Annotated in this window: 15 protein-coding genes, 1 tRNA gene and 1 rRNA gene; 10 read left to right on the top strand and 7 right to left on the bottom strand. The window is 33.8% G+C overall.

Features of this window, described 5'->3' with window-relative positions; translation table 11 throughout:
- The first annotated feature begins 193 nt into the window (after positions 1-193).
- A complete protein-coding gene (locus tag ACWA1B_RS10060) occupies positions 194-1,369 on the top strand; it encodes a LacI family DNA-binding transcriptional regulator (RefSeq protein WP_456906461.1) in 1,176 nt (391 codons plus the stop codon).
- A gap of 16 nt (positions 1,370-1,385) precedes the next feature.
- Here the strand turns inward: ACWA1B_RS10060 and ACWA1B_RS10065 are convergent, their stop codons facing one another.
- Positions 1,386-2,390 (bottom strand): LacI family DNA-binding transcriptional regulator, encoded by a 1,005-nt coding sequence (locus tag ACWA1B_RS10065; protein WP_456906463.1) that lies wholly within the window; start codon positions 2,388-2,390, stop codon positions 1,386-1,388.
- A gap of 250 nt (positions 2,391-2,640) precedes the next feature.
- Between ACWA1B_RS10065 and ACWA1B_RS10070 the strand changes: the two genes are divergently transcribed.
- A complete protein-coding gene (locus ACWA1B_RS10070; RefSeq protein WP_456906465.1) occupies positions 2,641-5,157 on the top strand; it encodes an Ig-like domain-containing protein in 2,517 nt (838 codons plus the stop codon).
- Between the two features lie 412 nt (positions 5,158-5,569).
- Here the strand turns inward: ACWA1B_RS10070 and ACWA1B_RS10075 are convergent, their stop codons facing one another.
- The 4 genes from ACWA1B_RS10075 to ACWA1B_RS10090 form a co-directional block, all read right to left on the bottom strand.
- Positions 5,570-6,037: a RidA family protein gene (locus ACWA1B_RS10075; RefSeq protein WP_456906467.1), complete on the bottom strand. Its 468-nt coding sequence runs from the start codon at positions 6,035-6,037 to the stop codon at positions 5,570-5,572.
- A gap of 117 nt (positions 6,038-6,154) precedes the next feature.
- Positions 6,155-7,072, bottom strand: coding sequence for an alpha/beta fold hydrolase (locus ACWA1B_RS10080; RefSeq protein WP_456906469.1), 918 nt, complete (start codon positions 7,070-7,072; stop codon positions 6,155-6,157).
- A 132-nt stretch (positions 7,073-7,204) separates the two neighbouring features.
- On the bottom strand, positions 7,205-7,612 hold the full coding sequence (locus ACWA1B_RS10085) for a cupin domain-containing protein (protein ID WP_456906470.1): 408 nt from the start codon (positions 7,610-7,612) through the stop codon (positions 7,205-7,207).
- 158 nt (positions 7,613-7,770) lie between these two features.
- Positions 7,771-8,931 carry an amidohydrolase family protein gene (locus ACWA1B_RS10090; RefSeq protein WP_456906472.1) on the bottom strand — a complete coding sequence of 387 codons (1,161 nt, stop codon included), beginning with the start codon at positions 8,929-8,931 and terminating at the stop codon, positions 7,771-7,773.
- A 236-nt stretch (positions 8,932-9,167) separates the two neighbouring features.
- Between ACWA1B_RS10090 and ACWA1B_RS10095 the strand changes: the two genes are divergently transcribed.
- Both ACWA1B_RS10095 and ACWA1B_RS10100 read left to right on the top strand, forming a co-directional pair.
- The gene (locus ACWA1B_RS10095) at positions 9,168-10,124 is read left to right on the top strand and encodes an AraC family transcriptional regulator (protein ID WP_456906474.1); all 957 of its coding nucleotides are present in this window, start codon (positions 9,168-9,170) and stop codon (positions 10,122-10,124) included.
- 424 nt (positions 10,125-10,548) lie between these two features.
- Positions 10,549-11,625 (top strand): M23 family metallopeptidase, encoded by a 1,077-nt coding sequence (locus tag ACWA1B_RS10100; RefSeq protein ID WP_456906476.1) that lies wholly within the window; start codon positions 10,549-10,551, stop codon positions 11,623-11,625.
- Positions 11,626-11,787: 162 nt separating this feature from the next.
- On the opposite strand, the gene ACWA1B_RS10105 is transcribed toward ACWA1B_RS10100, so the two are convergent.
- A complete protein-coding gene (locus ACWA1B_RS10105; RefSeq protein ID WP_456906478.1) occupies positions 11,788-12,072 on the bottom strand; it encodes a BON domain-containing protein in 285 nt (94 codons plus the stop codon).
- Positions 12,073-12,417: 345 nt separating this feature from the next.
- Between ACWA1B_RS10105 and ACWA1B_RS10110 the strand changes: the two genes are divergently transcribed.
- The 6 genes from ACWA1B_RS10110 (at position 12,418) to ACWA1B_RS10135 (ending at position 17,612) form a co-directional block, all read left to right on the top strand.
- Complete coding sequence (locus tag ACWA1B_RS10110; RefSeq protein ID WP_456906480.1) at positions 12,418-12,852, top strand: thioredoxin family protein; 435 nt, start codon at positions 12,418-12,420, stop codon at positions 12,850-12,852.
- Between the two features lie 40 nt (positions 12,853-12,892).
- Complete coding sequence (locus tag ACWA1B_RS10115; RefSeq protein ID WP_456906482.1) at positions 12,893-13,786, top strand: FAD:protein FMN transferase; 894 nt, start codon at positions 12,893-12,895, stop codon at positions 13,784-13,786.
- Positions 13,783-14,016: a DUF4266 domain-containing protein gene (locus tag ACWA1B_RS10120; RefSeq protein WP_456906484.1), complete on the top strand. Its 234-nt coding sequence runs from the start codon at positions 13,783-13,785 to the stop codon at positions 14,014-14,016. Before ACWA1B_RS10115 ends, ACWA1B_RS10120 begins: the two co-directional genes overlap by 4 nt.
- Before the next feature lie 18 nt (positions 14,017-14,034).
- Positions 14,035-15,219, top strand: coding sequence for a DUF3570 domain-containing protein (locus ACWA1B_RS10125; RefSeq protein ID WP_456906486.1), 1,185 nt, complete (start codon positions 14,035-14,037; stop codon positions 15,217-15,219).
- A gap of 492 nt (positions 15,220-15,711) precedes the next feature.
- Positions 15,712-15,796, top strand: a tRNA-Ser gene (locus ACWA1B_RS10130).
- A gap of 796 nt (positions 15,797-16,592) precedes the next feature.
- Positions 16,593-17,612 carry a proline-specific peptidase family protein gene (locus ACWA1B_RS10135; RefSeq protein WP_456906488.1) on the top strand — a complete coding sequence of 340 codons (1,020 nt, stop codon included), beginning with the start codon at positions 16,593-16,595 and terminating at the stop codon, positions 17,610-17,612.
- 385 nt (positions 17,613-17,997) lie between these two features.
- Here ACWA1B_RS10135 and rrf read toward each other — a convergent pair.
- Positions 17,998-18,068, bottom strand: a 5S ribosomal RNA gene (rrf, locus tag ACWA1B_RS10140); the annotation flags it as partial.

The raw sequence follows: 18,068 nt of genomic DNA on the forward strand, positions 1-18,068 counted from the left end.
GATTGGTTAGTAAATTTTCAATATTGTATTATTAGGCCCTAATATTAAAAGTTATGCTCCAAATGTAGAATTTAAAGCCTTTCATAACAAAGTATTGTGTCATCGCAAAATCATTTTTTCTATCTCAAACGTTTGCAGTATCGTTTTCGATAGATAGAAAATTTCTACCTTTGAAAATAAAATAAGAAAAATCATGCCTAGAGTCAAATGTCCAAAATGCAGCAAGGTAGAAACCGTTTTAAAATCTGGCTTTATCAGACAGAAACAGAGGTACTATTGCAAGGAATGCAACTACAACTTTACACTAAATCATGAGAGCAGAAAAGCCAAAAATAAGACACGTAAAAATTATCAAACCACTATTCTGGATATTGGAAATGCAATGGGTATCTCAGCTACAACTGTCAGCCGTGCATTAAGGAATCATCCTGACATCAGTCCTGCAACTATTTTAGCCGTAAAACAGGTAGCCATAGAAATGGAATACCGCCCCAACCTTCTTGCACGAAATTTTGCAAATAAGCAATCACAGACAATTGGTGTTATTATCCCGCATTTGCAGTCTACTTTTTTTTCTTCGATGCTTGGAGGGATTCAGAAAATTGCTTCAAAAAACGGCTTTAAGGTCATCATATGCCAGTCAAATGAAGATTATGACACCGAATTAGAAAATGTACAAGTACTGATGGACAGTCGAGTTGACGGTCTTCTAATCTGTCACTCCTCCAGCACTACTCAATTTGATTATATCGAATCATACAGCAAAAGAGGCATTCCTATTGTCAATTTCTACCGCATCAATCCTATAAAAAGCATTTCAAAAATTTTAGCAAAAAATACAGAAGGAGCAGAAAAAATCACCAATCACCTTTTAGAGCAGGGATGTAACCGTATAGGAATCATATTAGGCCCTAAATCTTTATCCATTACAGAAGAACGTTTGCTTGGCTATTTGAATGTCTTAAAAAAGAATAAAATTAAAATAGACAAAGAACTTATTGCTTATACAGATTATTCGAATATAAGCATTAACGGAGTGGTAGATGACTGGCTGAATCTAGATCAAAGGCCCGATGCAATTTTCTGTATTTCAGACCGATCTGCCATATATGTAATCAAACATCTTAAAAAAAGAAAGGTTAAAGTGCCTGCGGATATAGCTGTTGCCGGTTTTGGAAATGATCTCATGGGGGAATTAATAGATCCGCCGCTTACTACCTATAATATACAAACTTCAGTGATTGGCGAAACTACAATGCAAATGTTTTTACATCAGTATAATAATGATTCTGACACAGAAACAAAGATTCAGACAATAGACGGAGAACTTTTAATTAGAGAATCAAGCCTTAAGCGAAAAAATCAATAAGTAGAAAGTCATTAAATCACTTTCTTGTAGATTCTCTAATAATCAATTTCGGCCTAAATGAATTCTTAATTTTACGGCCAGGTGTATCCATAATAATATCATTAATTAGTATTTCAGCCGCAAGTTCTCCAAGTTTATGAGGATTTAAATCTATCGTTGTTAAAGAAGGATTCAGATAATGCGAGAAAGAATCATTCCCACATCCCGCTACAGCCAGTTCATTAGGCACGTTAATCTTCTGCTGGTTTAAATAATGTATTATTTCGATTGCTCCTTTGTCATAAATACAAAAAACAGCATCTGGTTTTTCTTTTTTATGTAGTAATTGTGAAACTGCAAAAATTTCTCGTTCTCGCTGCAAATCACAGTAAAGAATATTTTCATTCTTAATTTTTATACCTGCCGAATCTGCGCCGGCGACACAGCCTTCAACACGTTGTCTGCTCATCATAAGATGTTCCGGACCGGCAATAATGGCAATGTTTTTATATCCTTCCTGCGCTAGATGCTCCCCGATCATAAAACCGGCAACAAATTGATCGTTTGAAACAAAATGAGTATCAAGACCTAACAACTCCCTGTCAATAGCTAATAGCGGAATATTATTTTTGACAATACTATGATGTTCTGCAAAATTGCTGGTTTCTTTAGAATGCACAATTGCTATGCCGTCAACATTGAGCCCAATGAGCGTCTGGATTCCTTTGATCTCATCCATGAAAGAATCTTTTGACTGGCAGGTAACAATAAAAAACTTCTGTTCAATTGCCCTTTCCTGCATACCGCTAATAATTGAAGCATAATAACCTCGTTCAATATCGGGAACGAGAACTCCTATAATATTGCTTCTATTGCTTTTAAAATTCTGAGCAAAAAAATTAGGCTGATAGCCAAGATCTTTTGCTGTATCTCTGATAATTTGTTTTGTTTTTTCTGTAATATCAGAATGATCTTTTAAAGACCTTGAAACAGTAGAAATTGAAAATCCTGTTTTCTCAGAAATATCTTTTATTGTAATCATTTTCTTCTTCATTTCACAAATATAATGATTTGCGCAAATTTCAATTTCGTTTGCGCAAAAAAATTCATTTATTCTCACAAATTATAACATTTTTTATAATAGTTTTGACTGTTTTACAGCTGATTAATAATTTCATTTTTACTGTTTTACGACCAATTAATTGCTTTTTAAATAAAACAAATCAAGTCATAAACGAATCAATAAATAAATTAAAAGTTGCATAATCATTACTAACTAAAACCAAATTATTATGAAAAACATTAAAACCTCACTGCCGTATCCGGCATTATTTTACAGTTCATTGCTGTTTTTACTTTTTAATTTTAGTGCTTGGTCACAGAATTATCAATTAGTATGGTCTGATGATTTTAACGGGACTGGAGCTCCAGATTCTAATAAATGGGGATACGAACTTGGCGGTAATATCCGAAACAGCGAGTTGCAGTATTATACCAACAGCCTCAACAATGTAAAACAAAACAATGGAAGCTTAGAAATTACTGTTATAAAAGAAGACTTTGGTGGTAAACAATATACTTCTGGAAGTGTTATTTCTCTAAATAAATTTTCACTAACATACGGTAAAATTGAAGGGCGTTTTAAAATGCCGAACGGAAAAGGATTATGGGCCTGTTTTTGGACATTGGGCTCCAATTTTCCACAGATTGGTTGGCCAAAATGTGGTGAAATAGACATTTTTGAGCATCTAAATAGTGAAACTATGGTTCATGGAACAACACATTGGGCAGGAGCAAATGAAATACATGTACAAGACGGTTCTACTTACAATGTTGATGTCACACAATGGCATGTTTATTCCATAACATGGGATGCCAACTATATAAAATGGTATGTTGATGATGTTTTGTACAAACAATTCAGACTCACAGACGGATATAATTTTACAGGCGAATTTCATAAACCTCATTATATACTTATAAATCTCCCTATTGGAGGAACATGGCCAGGATCGCCTGATGCAACAACTGTTCTCCCTGCCACCATGTATTGCGATTATATAAAAGTTTATAAAGATACTGATAACACTCAAATTCCAGCAACAGGTTTTTCAATATCTCCAAATACGCTTACTTTAAACCAAGGCGGTAAACAGGTAATAAATACAACTTTTACGCCTGCAAACACAACAAATCAGATTGTATCATGGACATCAAGCAACAGTTCTGTTGCAATTGTAAACAACTGGGGACTGGTTACCGGAACAGGTATTGGTACGGCAGCAATAACGGCAACAGCATCTGATGGAAGCGCGACTACATGCAGTGTTTCTGTTCAGAATCTAGCGAACGTAAACAAATTAGTAAACGGGAATTTTGACGCCAACACGACAGCAACCCAAACCCCAACAGGATGGAATGAATGGGGCAGCGTTGCAAATGCACAAACTACGGCAGCCACGCCTCACTCTCCAGCATATAAAGGCATTCAATGGGGAACCACGGCTTATGAAGTTGCCGTATCCCAAACATTAACAGGAATAGCAAATGGAAATTATACAATGAAGGCCTGGGTAAGAAGTTCAGGCGGGCAGACTTGGGCCACTATGTATGCAAAAGGTTACGGCGGTACAGACCAGAACTATTCTGTTGCTGCCAGTATCCCTAATTGGACACAGATACAAATCAACAATATCAAAGTTACCAATAACACATGCGAGGTAGGCTTTTATCAATCGGCAAAAGCCAACAATTGGTTGGATTATGATGATGTCGAATTTTATTTGTCACCAGTTGCCATTACAGCATTTGGAGTTTCACAAAACAGTATGACAATGCCTATTGGGACCAACAGAGCTCTTAATACCGTTTTCACTCCGGTTAATGCTACTGATCAAAATGTAGTATGGACCTCCAGTAACAATGCAATAGCTACAGTAAATAATTTAGGAATAATTACTGCAGTAAGTGTCGGAACGGTTACAATTACAGCAACTGCATCCGACGGAAAAACTGCTAATTGTAATGTATCTGTGCAAGACTTAGTAAATTTTAACAAATTGAACAATGGGAATTTTGAAGCAAACACGTCTGTCACGCAAACGCCAACAGGCTGGACTGAATATGGCACTGGATCCGCTAATGCGCAAACTTCAACAACTTCACCACATTCTGGAACTTACAAGGGAACTCAGTCGTCAGCCACTGCTTTTGAAGTTGCCGTTTTTCAGTCACTGACTTACATTGTAAACGGAAATTATACCATGAAAGCATGGGTACGCAGTTCTGGAGGCCAAAGCACAGCTCTTATGTATGCAAAAAATTATGGGGGAAATCCATTGAATTACAATCTGAACACAAGCATTCCTAATTGGACCCAAGTGCAGATCAATAATATTCTTGTAACCAACAACAGCTGCGAATTAGGCTTTTATCAATATACGGGTGCTGCAGACAAATGGTTGGATTATGATGATGTGGAATTTTATTTGACGTCAGCTGGATCTGCAAACACCTTAACTCTAAAAAAGGCAAAAACCTCAAATTCAGAGGTAGTGAATGCTTCAACAGAAAATTTTGTTGCTTATCCTAATCCTGTCAAATTAGGATTTTCCATCAGCATTTCTTCAAATGATGGAATCCCATTTGATGCCTATATCATCAATATGAATGGTGAAACTATATTATCTAAATTGAATAATAATGATAACTTGACTACTATTCCAATTTCTAATTTAAATAAAGGAGTCTACTTCCTTAGGACTACAAATTCAGTAAGAACAAGAATCCAAAAAATTTTCGTTGAATAGTTTTTATGAAATGAGGTGATTTTTCATGCCCATATATAAATGACAAACTTCTCAATTCTCCGCTTAAGCCTTAAAAAAAGGGTTTTTAAAGTAAAAAAACTCGGTAAAACCTGCAAATCAAACCATTTGCAGGTTTTTTTATACCTGTTTTCAAAATAATAAAAACAATAAGAAGCTTAAGTTTGAAATTTTTTATCAACATATTCGACGAGTTTGGTACAATAAAAAACTATTTTGGAAATATTAAACTCTTATTTTTCAAAGTGTTATTTCTAAGATACTCCTTTTGCTGAATGGTGATACGCTTCAATAACATCTTCAAATCTGTAAACTTTCACAATAAGCGCTTTAATATTATATCGATCGAACGCTTTCTTCATTTCTTCAATATGAATTAATTATGCTTAAGCAGTTATTTCATTTCTATAATCATTTCTGCTTCAACCGCCATGTTCTGTGGAAGGTTATACACCCCAACGGAAGTACGCGCATGCCTGCCCTGCTCACCAAACACTTCAATTAATAAATCTGAAAAGCCATTCATTACTTTTGACTGCTCAGTAAACAAATCGGCAGTATTTACATAACCGTTTACTTTTACAATTCTTTTTATTTTATCGAGGCTTCCAAAAGCACGTTTAACTATCGCTAGCTGATTTATAGCCGTTAATCTGGCGGCTCGGTAACCGTCATCAGTAGTGAGTTCCTGTCCTACTTTGCCGACAATGTATTTCCCATCTGCTTTAAGCGGTCCTCTTCCCGAAAGGAATACCAGATTTCCAACTTGTACCATATCCACATAACTTCCTAAGGATTCTGGTATTTGTGGCAATTGAATTTCTAACTGACTTAATTTTTTCTCTGGAGTCTGTGCAGACAAATTAAAACTCAATAGCACTAATGCAAGCATTACTATATTTTTCATCATTTTCCTCTTATAATTATCTAAAAAAAGAAAGCCATCTTAAAAGACAGCTTTCCTGATTTTTGTTTTTACTTATTTTATGAATTTGATCAATTCGGCATTAAATTTTGGAAGCTCTTCAATAAACAAGGCATGACCGCTTTTCTCAAATGGAATCAAAGTAGAATTGGTAATTGATTTATGCATTTGCTCAGCCAATTCGTAAGAACAAATTTTGTCCTGTGTTCCGTGAAGAATAAGAGTTGGAATTTTGATTTTTTTCAAATCTTCTCTTAAATCTGTATCACGAAGTGCTTTCATAGATTCAGCCATTGCATAGGGAGAAGCCTGTGCCTGAATAGTTCCCAGCCATGCACCTTGTCCTGCAGATACACTTGTTTCATTGGCCGGGAAAATTTTTCCGAAATTCTCAAACAATTGTGGTCTGTTGGTATTATTAAGTACAATAAGACCGTTTACATCTTCTTTTGTCCAGAAACCAAAGTTAAAGTCAGCTCTTTTTGTCCATAAAGGAGCCGCCGCACCAAACAAAGCCAGTTTTGAAACGTGGGCTGCATTGTATTTTGCTACATAGTGAATAACTGTCGCACCTCCCATAGAGAATCCTCCGATAGTTGCATCTTCAATTTTAAGTTTGTCAAGAATCACTTTGATATCATCTGCATAAACATCATAGTTGTATGCACCACCCGGTTTGTCTGATAATCCAAAACCTCTTAAGGTGATTCCTATAACGCGATATCCTTTCTGGATAAGTTCTGCATATTGGTATTCGTACATCGCATCGCTCAATGGCCATCCGTGAATTAGTACTACTGGTTTTCCTTCTCCTAAATCAGTAACATGAAGTTTTACATTTTTTTCTACTTCAATATATTCTTCTCTTCCAAGGCTTGCCGGTTTTCTTTGGCTTTGAGAGAATGCAGTTGTTACTGCTAATAAAAAAATGGCGAAGCTTGTTGTTAAGATTGTTTTTAAATTGGTTTTCATTTCTTTTGTGTTTTAATTATTATTTAAAGTTTTTTTTTTATTTCTTATTGACAGGACAAAATTGCGGTTTCTTTAATTATAAATCAAATTAATAATTTTAATTTGTTATAAATTTTAATTATAATCATTTCTTTACTTTTTCATTACCAAAACAGGTTTTCCTTTTTCTACTATATATGTCGCCAGTTCCGAAGCTTTTGCATGGCTGTTATTTCTTGCTGAGTGAACTACGCCAGCCGGAATAAAAAGTACTTCTCCAGCCTTTAAAGTAACAGGGGACTGACCTTCAACTTCATACTCTAATACACCATCAAGGACATAAATAACCTCCTCACCTGGGTGAGAGTGTTTTCCAAAAGCGGTATGAGCTTCAAAATCGATGCGTGCCTGAACCGTTTCGTATCCGGGTACACTAAGATCGTAACGTTGTAAATCTGTACGTTTTATTCCTGATTGCTGGGCAGAAACAGTACTTGTAAGAATCAATGCTAAAAAGCTAAGAGCAGAAACTGCGTTTGATGCAAAATTTAAAGTTTTCATATTGTTTAATTTTATTTATTTGTTTTATTAATTTCCTTGTCAAAAGTACCATGGCATTACTTGCATTGAAATGATAATATAGTCCAGATGGACAAACTGAGAAATGAAGTGGACAAAAGTGGCGTTATGATTATTATGAATAAAGCAATCCTGTAAGACTAGCTGTAATAAGATTCTCCTTCTTTCCATATACCCATTATAGACAGAGAATCTGAAATATTTTTAGTAGGATCACCTTTAACTAATAACAAATCAGCTCTCATTCCTTCAGCAATTAATCCCCTGTCAGATAAATTAAATCTTTTGGAAGTTACTGATGTTGCAGATCGTAATGCCTCAATTGGGGTTAATCCGGCTTCTACCAACAGCTGCATTTCATGATGAACGCTCACACCATGTGCAAGACCTCCTAAATGAGGCATCGGTACTGAAACATCTGTTCCAACAAGTATATCTACTCCAGCATCATGCAAATCCTTCACATTATTAAAGTTATCTTCCATACTACCTTCTGGAAAAGTATTGAAACAAGAACACATTGTCATTTTCCAGTCTTCATTCAATTTATTTTCAACTCTTTCATCATGTGCAACATGACAGGCAGAATTCCCTATAATCGATGAATTCAATACCAGACAAGGTGTTACGAAAATTCCTTTACTGGCGATGGATTCAATAAGATCTTGAGTCCAATCTGGTCTATCAATAAACAAATGTGCCAAACCATCAACACCAATTTCAACCGCTGTTTTTGCTGCCTCTGCTGTTAAAACGTGGGCTATGGCAATTTTGCCTAATTTATGGGCTTCATCTACCGCTGCTTTTAATACAGGAGTTTCAATGACAGGTAATCCCGGTGCATTCATTACAGTTCCTTCCTCAATCATTATTTTAAAATAATCTGCGCCATTATTTACCTGACGACGCACAAAATCTATCGCTCCGTCAAGCGAAGTAACATCTGCACTTAATTCTTCTTCTTCTTTTTGAGCCTGGTGGGCAGCTACAAAAATGGCCTTTTCTTCTTCACTCATTTTCTCCATTTCTTTTAAGACAAATTCAGGAATACCATCACCTTTAGGAATAAGTTCGTCAGGATGACCTCCGGGAGCTGTTAGGCCCATACCAGCAGAACGTACATCGGCAGCACCGATAACTCCTTTTAATTGGCTTTCCCGTCCTTTACTTGTAAATCCTCCCATCATTTCCAATTCGGTAGTTATACCAAATTTTAATGCATCTTTTAAAAATTCTACAGAGGTATGCACATGGGCATCTATTAAACCAGGCAGCAGAGTACAGCCTGCTCCGTCAATCACATCATCTATATCAGCTGGTAAGTCATTTAAAATTGAAGTAATTACTCCGCCAATAAAGACAACTGTTTTTTTACCAATTACATTTTTGCCATCAAATACATTGGCATTGATGATGGCTTTACTTTTAGTATTAGTCATTTTGAATCATTTAAATTAATTTTCAGACAAAGTTATATAGTCAATAATGATTAAAATAGCTACATTTGGTACAATAATAGCTCTAAAAGGTCATTTTAATGAAATTACATATAAGGGAAGAATTCGGTTTCTTAGCGGGTTTTGCCGATTTATTAGGCACAGAAGTAAAAAATGGAATATTAGTGATACCCGATAATAAAGGAAAAGGTTACTTAAGAGGATTTCGATTAGGCAATTCCATAAATATGCTGCTCAGCTTTTATGAGTTTAATGAGAATGTACTTGCGAAAAGGCTTGGTGGTCAAAATGCAATGAATCGAATACTATTTTCTTTCAATAATATTTTTCCTGATGCTGATTCAAAAAACAAATATTCAGGGAATCTCCCTTCAATTCAGATTTTTAAAGGAAAACTTAATATTGAAACATTCTATCCAGGTAGAACTAAGTTCAATTCTATTTTCATTGGAATTGATTCTGATAAATTAGCAAAAACTCTAGGAGTGAATGTTGACAATGAAATTTTCAGAAATATTATTACCAGCGAACAGTCGATTTTATTTGAAGAGCTGCTTTCACCAAAAATTCAGCAGGTGGCAATAGAAATTATTCAGGCTGACGTTCCGGATTCCCTGACTGATTTCTTTTTTAAAATCAAAGCCGAGGAATTAATATGCCTGACTTTAAAAGAGCTTTTTAAAAGAGAAAATCCAACTACGCACGCACTAAATCAAATCGATGTTCAAAAAATTTATAAAGTGCGAGATACAATCTTAAATAACATTGCTGCGCCTCCAGTTATAAAACACCTGGCTTCAGAAGTAGGGATGAGCGAATCAAAGTTTAAAAGATTATTTAAACAAATTTTTGGGGACAGTTTGTTTAGCTATTACCAAAAGTTCAGAATGAAGGAAGCTTCACGATTGTTAAAAGAAAATAAAATGACTGTTTCAGAGGTTGGCTTTAAGATGGGATTTTCTAATTTAAGTCATTTTGCCAAAGCTTTTGAAGAACATATCGGAATAAAGCCAAAATCGTTCCAAAAACTAAAATAGAATTTAAGGAGCAAATTACGACTAAAAAAAAGAGTGGAGTTGCCTCCAAAAGTGCCGCGAAAACTTAAGACCGTTTTTAAAAACATCTCACCAGGCAATGTTTTGAGGCATAATCATGGCACAAGCTTTTATGCAAAAATAAAATCGCAAGCAAATCAAGTGCTAAAAGATGTAGTTTCAAATCTATTAACTGAACATAAATTTCCTAAGTGAACCTATACGCTACCCTTTTGTTAGTGAGTTTGCGATCCTCCATAAATAAAGCGGTTAAAGCATGGGTTCTGGATGATACTGGTATATGCCAGAAGTTTGACACAGTTATTAAAACTTTCTTATCTAATATTTTAATTGTAAATGTACGATCTAATGTAACTTTAAAAAAAAATAATCGTCTTAAATTAGACAACCACCAAAACTATCAAAGATGAGAACAGTTTATTACATTGCATTTCTATTATTTTTTTTCGGAATTCCAATTTATGCTCAAAATAAAATTTTGATTGATTCAAAACCATCCTCAATTTTTATTGAGCAAAGCGACACTAAACAAATCCTAAATTTTGATTTTTTAATTTCAAATCAATCTGCAGATACACTGACTTTAGAACGTATTAAAGTTTTAGTTTTTGACGATCAAAATCATTTGATTCACACAAAATTTCTTGATAATAATGGAACTGCTCCCAGCATTTTATTACTACCTACTCGCAACTGGAATGGTAAGCAAAGCCATTTGGTATTTAATCCTTTTTCAGAATTTGATAATTCATTTACTTTGGCAAAATTAGAATTCGAATGGATTTTCAGTAATCCGAAAGAGAATGAAACTGTTGTAAAAACTATTATTATACCTAAAAAATATCAACAAAAAATAAATTATAAATTACCATTAAAAGGTCGTGTCCTTGTATATGATGCGCATGATTATAATTCACATCATAGAAGATTCGACTACAATTTCGAGCCTATCAAATTGCTGGATTTAAAATCAAATTTCATGCGTTATGCCTATGATTTTGTCATACTTGATTCTAGCAACAATCAATTTAAAAACAACGGAGAAAACAATTCTGATTATTTTGGTTTTGGAAATTTAGTCTATGCAGCTGCTGATGGAAAAATACTTTATGCGACAGGCAATCACAAAGACGATAAAAATTTTAACATCCCTAAGCTTAAAGAAAATCCTTTAGAACTATATGGAAACTGCATTGCAATTGAACATAAAGATGGTTCAGTTAGTATTTATGGCCATTTAAAAGAAAATAGTTTAAAGTACAAAAAGGGAGATTTGGTAAAAGCTGGGGAGGAAATTGCACAAATTGGTGTTTCGGGCAGCTCCTTTTTTCCACATCTACATTTTGAGATTAGAACTGATATAACTAATGCTGCTGAAGGTCTTCCATCCTATTTTTCGAATATTAATCTAGTAATTGGAAAAACATTTCAAAAAGTAAAATCTGGCTTGGCTGAATCAGGAAACATTATTGAAACGAAGTAATATCAGACACTAGATTAGCCAAAGAAATCTAGCAATTAATAATAATTTTATCCATATGCTATTTTTTAAACTTATTGGTTCTTTTTAATTCTAATGGAAAAACTATTCAATAGTAAGCAATCCATTCTCGACAGTTACTTTCAACCTATGATCAGGAACAGCTCAGTTCTCTTGTAATACCTTAATAACTGAAGCAGCTATATCAGTATCGCTCTTAATAGCTGAGAAATACAGATCAACTTTTATATCGTCTACTACTGCCTTTACACCTGCAATATTTTTAACAGCTTGCTCTGCCTCTTTTTTCTGAGTATAATTATCAACCGTTCCTCTTAAGGTAACAATACCATCATCAACGCTAACATCTATTTCGTTAGAACTTAAAATAGGCTCCCATTGGATAGCCTCTATTACTTCTTTACGCAAAACATCATTACATTTTTTCATGGCAAAAAAATTAAAAAATTATATCCTAACTCATAATACACAAAGCATTATGTTTTCTTATAGTGAAGTAAATTGGAAAAACAGATTGAAAAACACATGATTCTCATCAATATCAAAAGTAATCTAGATCATTATCACGAATTAAAAAATTTACTATTTAACAGAAATATTTGAGAAAAAAAACTGATTTATTTAAAAGAAATTACACAATATTAAAAATGAATTAAATACCAAAAACAATTTGTTTTTATTCCAATAAAAAATTAACCGAATCTTAAGCAATTAAAAAAAATAACAAACCTAACATTTCGTTATTTCGTAAATATCTAAAAACAAAACTCTGAAATGAAACTCATTACATTGTTCCTCTTATTAACAATGTTTCCTATAAACTGGGAACCTGATTTTAATAATGCAAAAAAAATTGCTAAGGAAAAACACGAATTTATTTTATTGAACTTCTCCGGATCTGACTGGTGCGGTCCTTGTATAGTGTTACGCAGAGACTATCTTGAAAATCCTGTTTTCACAGAAATGGCAAATACCAATTTAGTACTGGTAAATGCTGATTTTCCCCGAAAAAAGAAAAATATTGGAACTCCAGAGCAGGTTAAAAGAAATGAAGATTTGGCTGAATTATACAACAAAGAAGGAAGTTTTCCACTAACTCTTCTTCTGGATGCTGAGGGCAAAGTGCTAAAAACATGGCACGGCAAACCCGAAACTACACCTGAACAATGGACTGCCGAAATAAAAGTAATCTGTGATAGCAAAAAATAACATACTAAAAGATCAAAAATTTTCACAATCCCTAAAACTCATGGGGAACAACTTTACTATAACAGTTGTTGCCGGAAATGAAAAAACAGGAAATGAATATATCAATCTGGCCATTGAAGAAATAAGACGGATTGAAAAACTTTTGACCACCTATAAAGAGGACAGCCAGACGAATCTAATCAACCAGAATGCAGGAATTAAACCTGTCAAAGTAGATTTGGAAGTTTTTAATCTTATCGAAAGATCTATCGGAATCTCAAGAATTACACAAGGAGCGTTTGATATTTCTTATGGAAGCATCGACAAGAGTCTTTGGAATTTTGACAAATCCATGACCAGCCTTCCTGATGCAGCAACGGCGCTCAAAATGGTGCATCTTATTGATTACACAAATATTCTTCTTGACAGAGAGAATACGACCATATTTTTAAAAGAAAAAGGAATGCGAATTGGTTTTGGAGGTATCGGAAAAGGATATGCTGCAGAAATGGCAAAACAAATTCTTATAAAACATAATGTACAAAGTGGTATTATTAATGCCAGTGGTGATCTTTGTACGTGGGGACTACAACCAGATGGCAAAAAATGGACTATCGGTGTGGCTAATCCTGATGTCCCAAATGCGGCGTTTTCGTATATGGAGATCTCCAATAAAGCGGTTGCAACCTCTGGCAACTATGAAAAATTCGTAACTATTAACGGAAGAAAATATTCACATACCATTGACCCAAAAACAGGACTACCTATAACCGGAATAAAAAGTGTTACCATTATCGCTCCAAACGCAGAATTTGCAGATGCAATGGCAACTCCAATAGCGGTTATGGGAATCAAAGCAGGTTTGTTTTTAATAGATCAAATACCCGATCTATACTGTATCGTTATCGATGACAACAATAAAATTTATACTTCAAAAAACATCAACCTGAAATGAAAAAGCCAAAACAAAAAAATCTCGTACTGTTATACAGCATTGCTTTTACAGGCATTGTGCTTACCTCCTGCACTGCGGTAAAAGAGTATCAGAAAGGAAAAATAAACGATTCTGAAATGGTACTTTCTAATAGGAAAATCGAAAAAACAGAACTCAGTTTTCAATCCTACCGTGAAGGAGCTTCCGGAGCAAATTCAGGAAAAAGCGGTGGTGGATGCGGCTGTAACTAATTTTTCACAAAATTAAAAATGAAAAGAATATTCATAACAGGATTTGCCTTAATGGCATTATTTCAATCAAAAGCACAAAACGTTCCTACTGATTCTACCAGTTATAAAAGCAAAAAATTAAAATTAGAAGAAGTAAATCTGGTTTCCAGTTATTATAGCCAGGACGGGAATAATTCAGCGGTCACAGGTGGGATTGGCTCTGAACATCTTACCGACATTGCCAATACCATTGATGTTAAATTGGTCAAGTACGGAGAAACAGGCATCAAGCATACATTTGATATTGAAGCCGGTATTGATCATTATACCTCCGCCTCATCAGACATGATTGATTTGAGTGCCAATTCATCTGCTTCATCTTCAGATAATCGTTTTTATCCCTCTTTGACCTACTTCAGAGAAAATGAAGAAAAAGGAAGAACAATTGGAATTGGAGTATCTTCATCAACTGAATTTGATTATCAATCTTTTGGAGGAAATATCAGTTTCTCGCAAAAAACAAAAAACAAAAACGGAGAATTTACAGCTAAGTTTCAAACCTTTATTGATCAGTTAAAACTAATTGAGCCCATTGAACTTCGTCCTCAGGGAAGTGAAGGCTATGAGAGTGCCAATCGAAATACTTTTGCAGGAACAATAAGTTACGCTCAGGTTGTAAACAAAAATCTGCAAATAATGATATTGGGTGATGTTATCAGTCAAAATGGTTATTTGAGTCTTCCGTTCCACAGGGTTTATTTTGCAGATGGTTCTGTTCATCAGGAAAAAATGCCGGATTCGAGATTAAAAATTCCACTAGGAATCAGAGCAAGTTATTTCCTAGGGGATAATATAATTATTCGTGCCTATTATAGATATTATACTGACGACTGGAGCTTAAAAGCCCATACAGCTGATCTTGAAATTCCTGTAAAACTAACACAGGCATTCTCCATAAGTCCGTTTTATAGATATTATACTCAAACCGGAACTAAGTATTTCAAGCCATATGGTGAACATACCGTTGCCGATGAATATTACACTAGTAACTATGATTTGTCAAAATTTGACAGCAATTTCTTTGGAATGGGAATGAAATTTACGCCTCTTAATGGAATCTTCGGGCTAAAACACTGGAATACCCTGGAGATACGTTATGGCCATTATACTAGAACTACAAATATGACTTCTGATATTATCAGTATCAACATAAAGTATAAATAGTCCAAACTAAATTCAAAATAGTTTAATTAATAAATCACCATAAACCATGGCTTATGGTGATTTATGTTTTTTTGAAAGAACATTTAAATTTTGTAGTTTTTCATTCTACTTTAAAAGATAAAAACAAACAAAGAGATATAATTAGTTTTATAAATTTCCTTCAAGCACTAGATTAATGTTTCATTAAAATTAAACAACTCCAAATTTTAATTTGAAAATTAAGGTTTGCTTGTTGATTTTTTGTAATGTTTTGTTCAGGCTTTATAACTCTCTTCTAACTTTACATCTTTCAAACCTACTAAATATTTGTTGCTAACTTCTGCATCGAAAATTGACAAATGTAATCGAAGATTCTTTTAAAATTCTAAAGTTAAAAGTTATTTCCAAATCCGACAAAAAAATATTTCCTTTATAAAAATATCAAAAAAATTTCCAAAATTGAAAAAACATTTTATCTTTGCACCCGCAATGAGAAAATGATTGCGTCTTATTGGAGGAATGGCAGAGCGGTCGAATGCGGCAGTCTTGAAAACTGTTGACTGTAACAGGTCCGGGGGTTCGAATCCCTCTTCCTCCGCAGAAAGCTTAAAAATTAAGTATATTATACTGAGAAAAAAAGCCTAATAAATCAGCAACCCTGTAAATCATTAGATTTACAGGGTTTTTCTTTTTCGTTTTTTTCAGATTTATAAGCAATCAAGTTCGTGGCACATTTTGCAAGTGAGCTTTAGTGTGCCACAAAATAGGTCTCTTTTAATATTTTGTGGCAGAATCGTGGGATAGCCGAAAAATCTTAATCAAAATCGATTAAAGCCGCCATCTGAGAATTATGGTTGTATCGGTAATTACTCCGCCTTAATTCAAAACCCGCAATTTTTATTAAGGTTTTTTCTTTTTTAAGATCAACAAATCTTATTATTGACAAACTCCAACATTATTTTAAAATTTTCCTTTTTATAATCTTTAAAATTGATAAATAATTTATTAAATGTCATTTCCTTCAGAAGTATTTTAAACAAATAATGATTTCTCTCCTAATAAAACTTATCTACAAATTTTTCCTTAAATTTAAAACCCAACATGCTTTTACTTTATCTATTCCTCTGAAAAAATTTAAGGACAATAAATTACAAAGCATCAATACAATTACACAATATTTGCCAGTAAGATAACTACAACTAAGACCGTGGCATTTTTATACTTTCAACTAAAATAATATTTAATTTACAAAAACTACAATCATCTTAATCCATTAATAACCAAACTAGTAATCCATATTTACATTACCAAAAGTATTCATTTAACTACTTGAAATAAATCAAAATTAAAAATTTTTAAATTAAATTTGATAAAGTAACTTAAAACCTTTGAGTATGCGTAGTCTTTTACTTTTTACAGCATTAATATTATTTGTCTCGTGTAAAGAAGAAAATCAGTCTTCCAATTTGAAAGATTATTTTACCTATGAAAAAACCGATACCGTACAAAGTGGAGGGGTAAAAATGATTCCAATTAAGACACCTGTTGGAAATTTTAAAGTATGGACAAAACGTTTTGGGAATAATCCAAAAATAAAAATACTTTTATTACACGGAGGTCCGGCAATGACACATGAATACATGGAATGTTTTGAAACATTTTTCCAGCGAGAGGGCTTCGAATTTTATGAATACGATCAGCTTGGATCTTACTACAGCGATCAACCGAAAGATAGCACTTTATGGACTACAGAGCGTTTTGTCGAAGAAGTAGAACAAGTTCGTAAAGCGATTAATGCTGACAAAAAAAACTTCTATGTTTTAGGAAATTCATGGGGTGGAATTTTAGCAATGGAATATGCTCTAAAATATCAGCAAAACATAAAAGGTTTATTAATTTCAAATATGATGGCAAGTGCTCCAGAATATGGAAAATATGCTGAAAAAGTACTTTCAAAACAAATGAAGCCAGAAATATTAGCTGAAATTAGAATATTAGAAGCAAAAAAAGATTTTAATAATCCAAGATATATGGAACTTTTAATTCCAAACTTCTATAACAAACATTTATGCCGATTAAAAGAATGGCCAGATGGACTAAATAGAGCATCGAAACATTTGAATGGAGAAATTTACAAAATGATGCAAGGACCAAGTGAATTCGGAATCAGTGGCCGTTTAGCCAAATGGGATATCAAAAATCGTTTACACGAAATCAAAATTCCAACTCTCATGATAGGAGCCAAATACGATACAATGGATCCAAAAGCAATGGAAGAACAAAGCAAACTAGTCAAAAAAGGACGTTTTTTATATTGTCCAAACGGTAGTCATCTTGCGATGTGGGATGATCAACAAATATTTATGAAGGGGGTTATTGAGTTCATTCATGATGTTGACTCAAAAAAAATGTAAAAGAAAATTAGTCACTCATTTCCAATAGAATAAAACTTGTAAAAATTTATATAAAGAGTTATCTTAAAATAAAATCAGTTTCATTTAAATTCCTTTCATGGCTCGCTAACAATGCGGGCTCTTTGCTTTATCAATTTTGAAAGGCTTTCAAGATGAAAACGATGTTTTGTTTCCTGTAAAAGGACGCCATTCTAGCACTAACCTTTCAGAATAAATACGCGTTCCACTTTTCAAATACAATCACAAAACTACCAACATCAAAACAATTTTAAGTATTGAGCGCTATTCAAGCGCCAGAAGATAATGAATAAAACATAATACATTATTTCCCAAACGTTTATAAACAAAAAAATCCCTCCCGATAAATCGGGAAGGATTCTCAAAAGAAAGGCGACGACATACTCTCCCACAAAACTGCAGTACCATCTGCGCAGGCGGGCTTAACTTCTCTGTTCG

The sequence above is a fragment of the Flavobacterium xizangense genome (assembly GCF_054075145.1).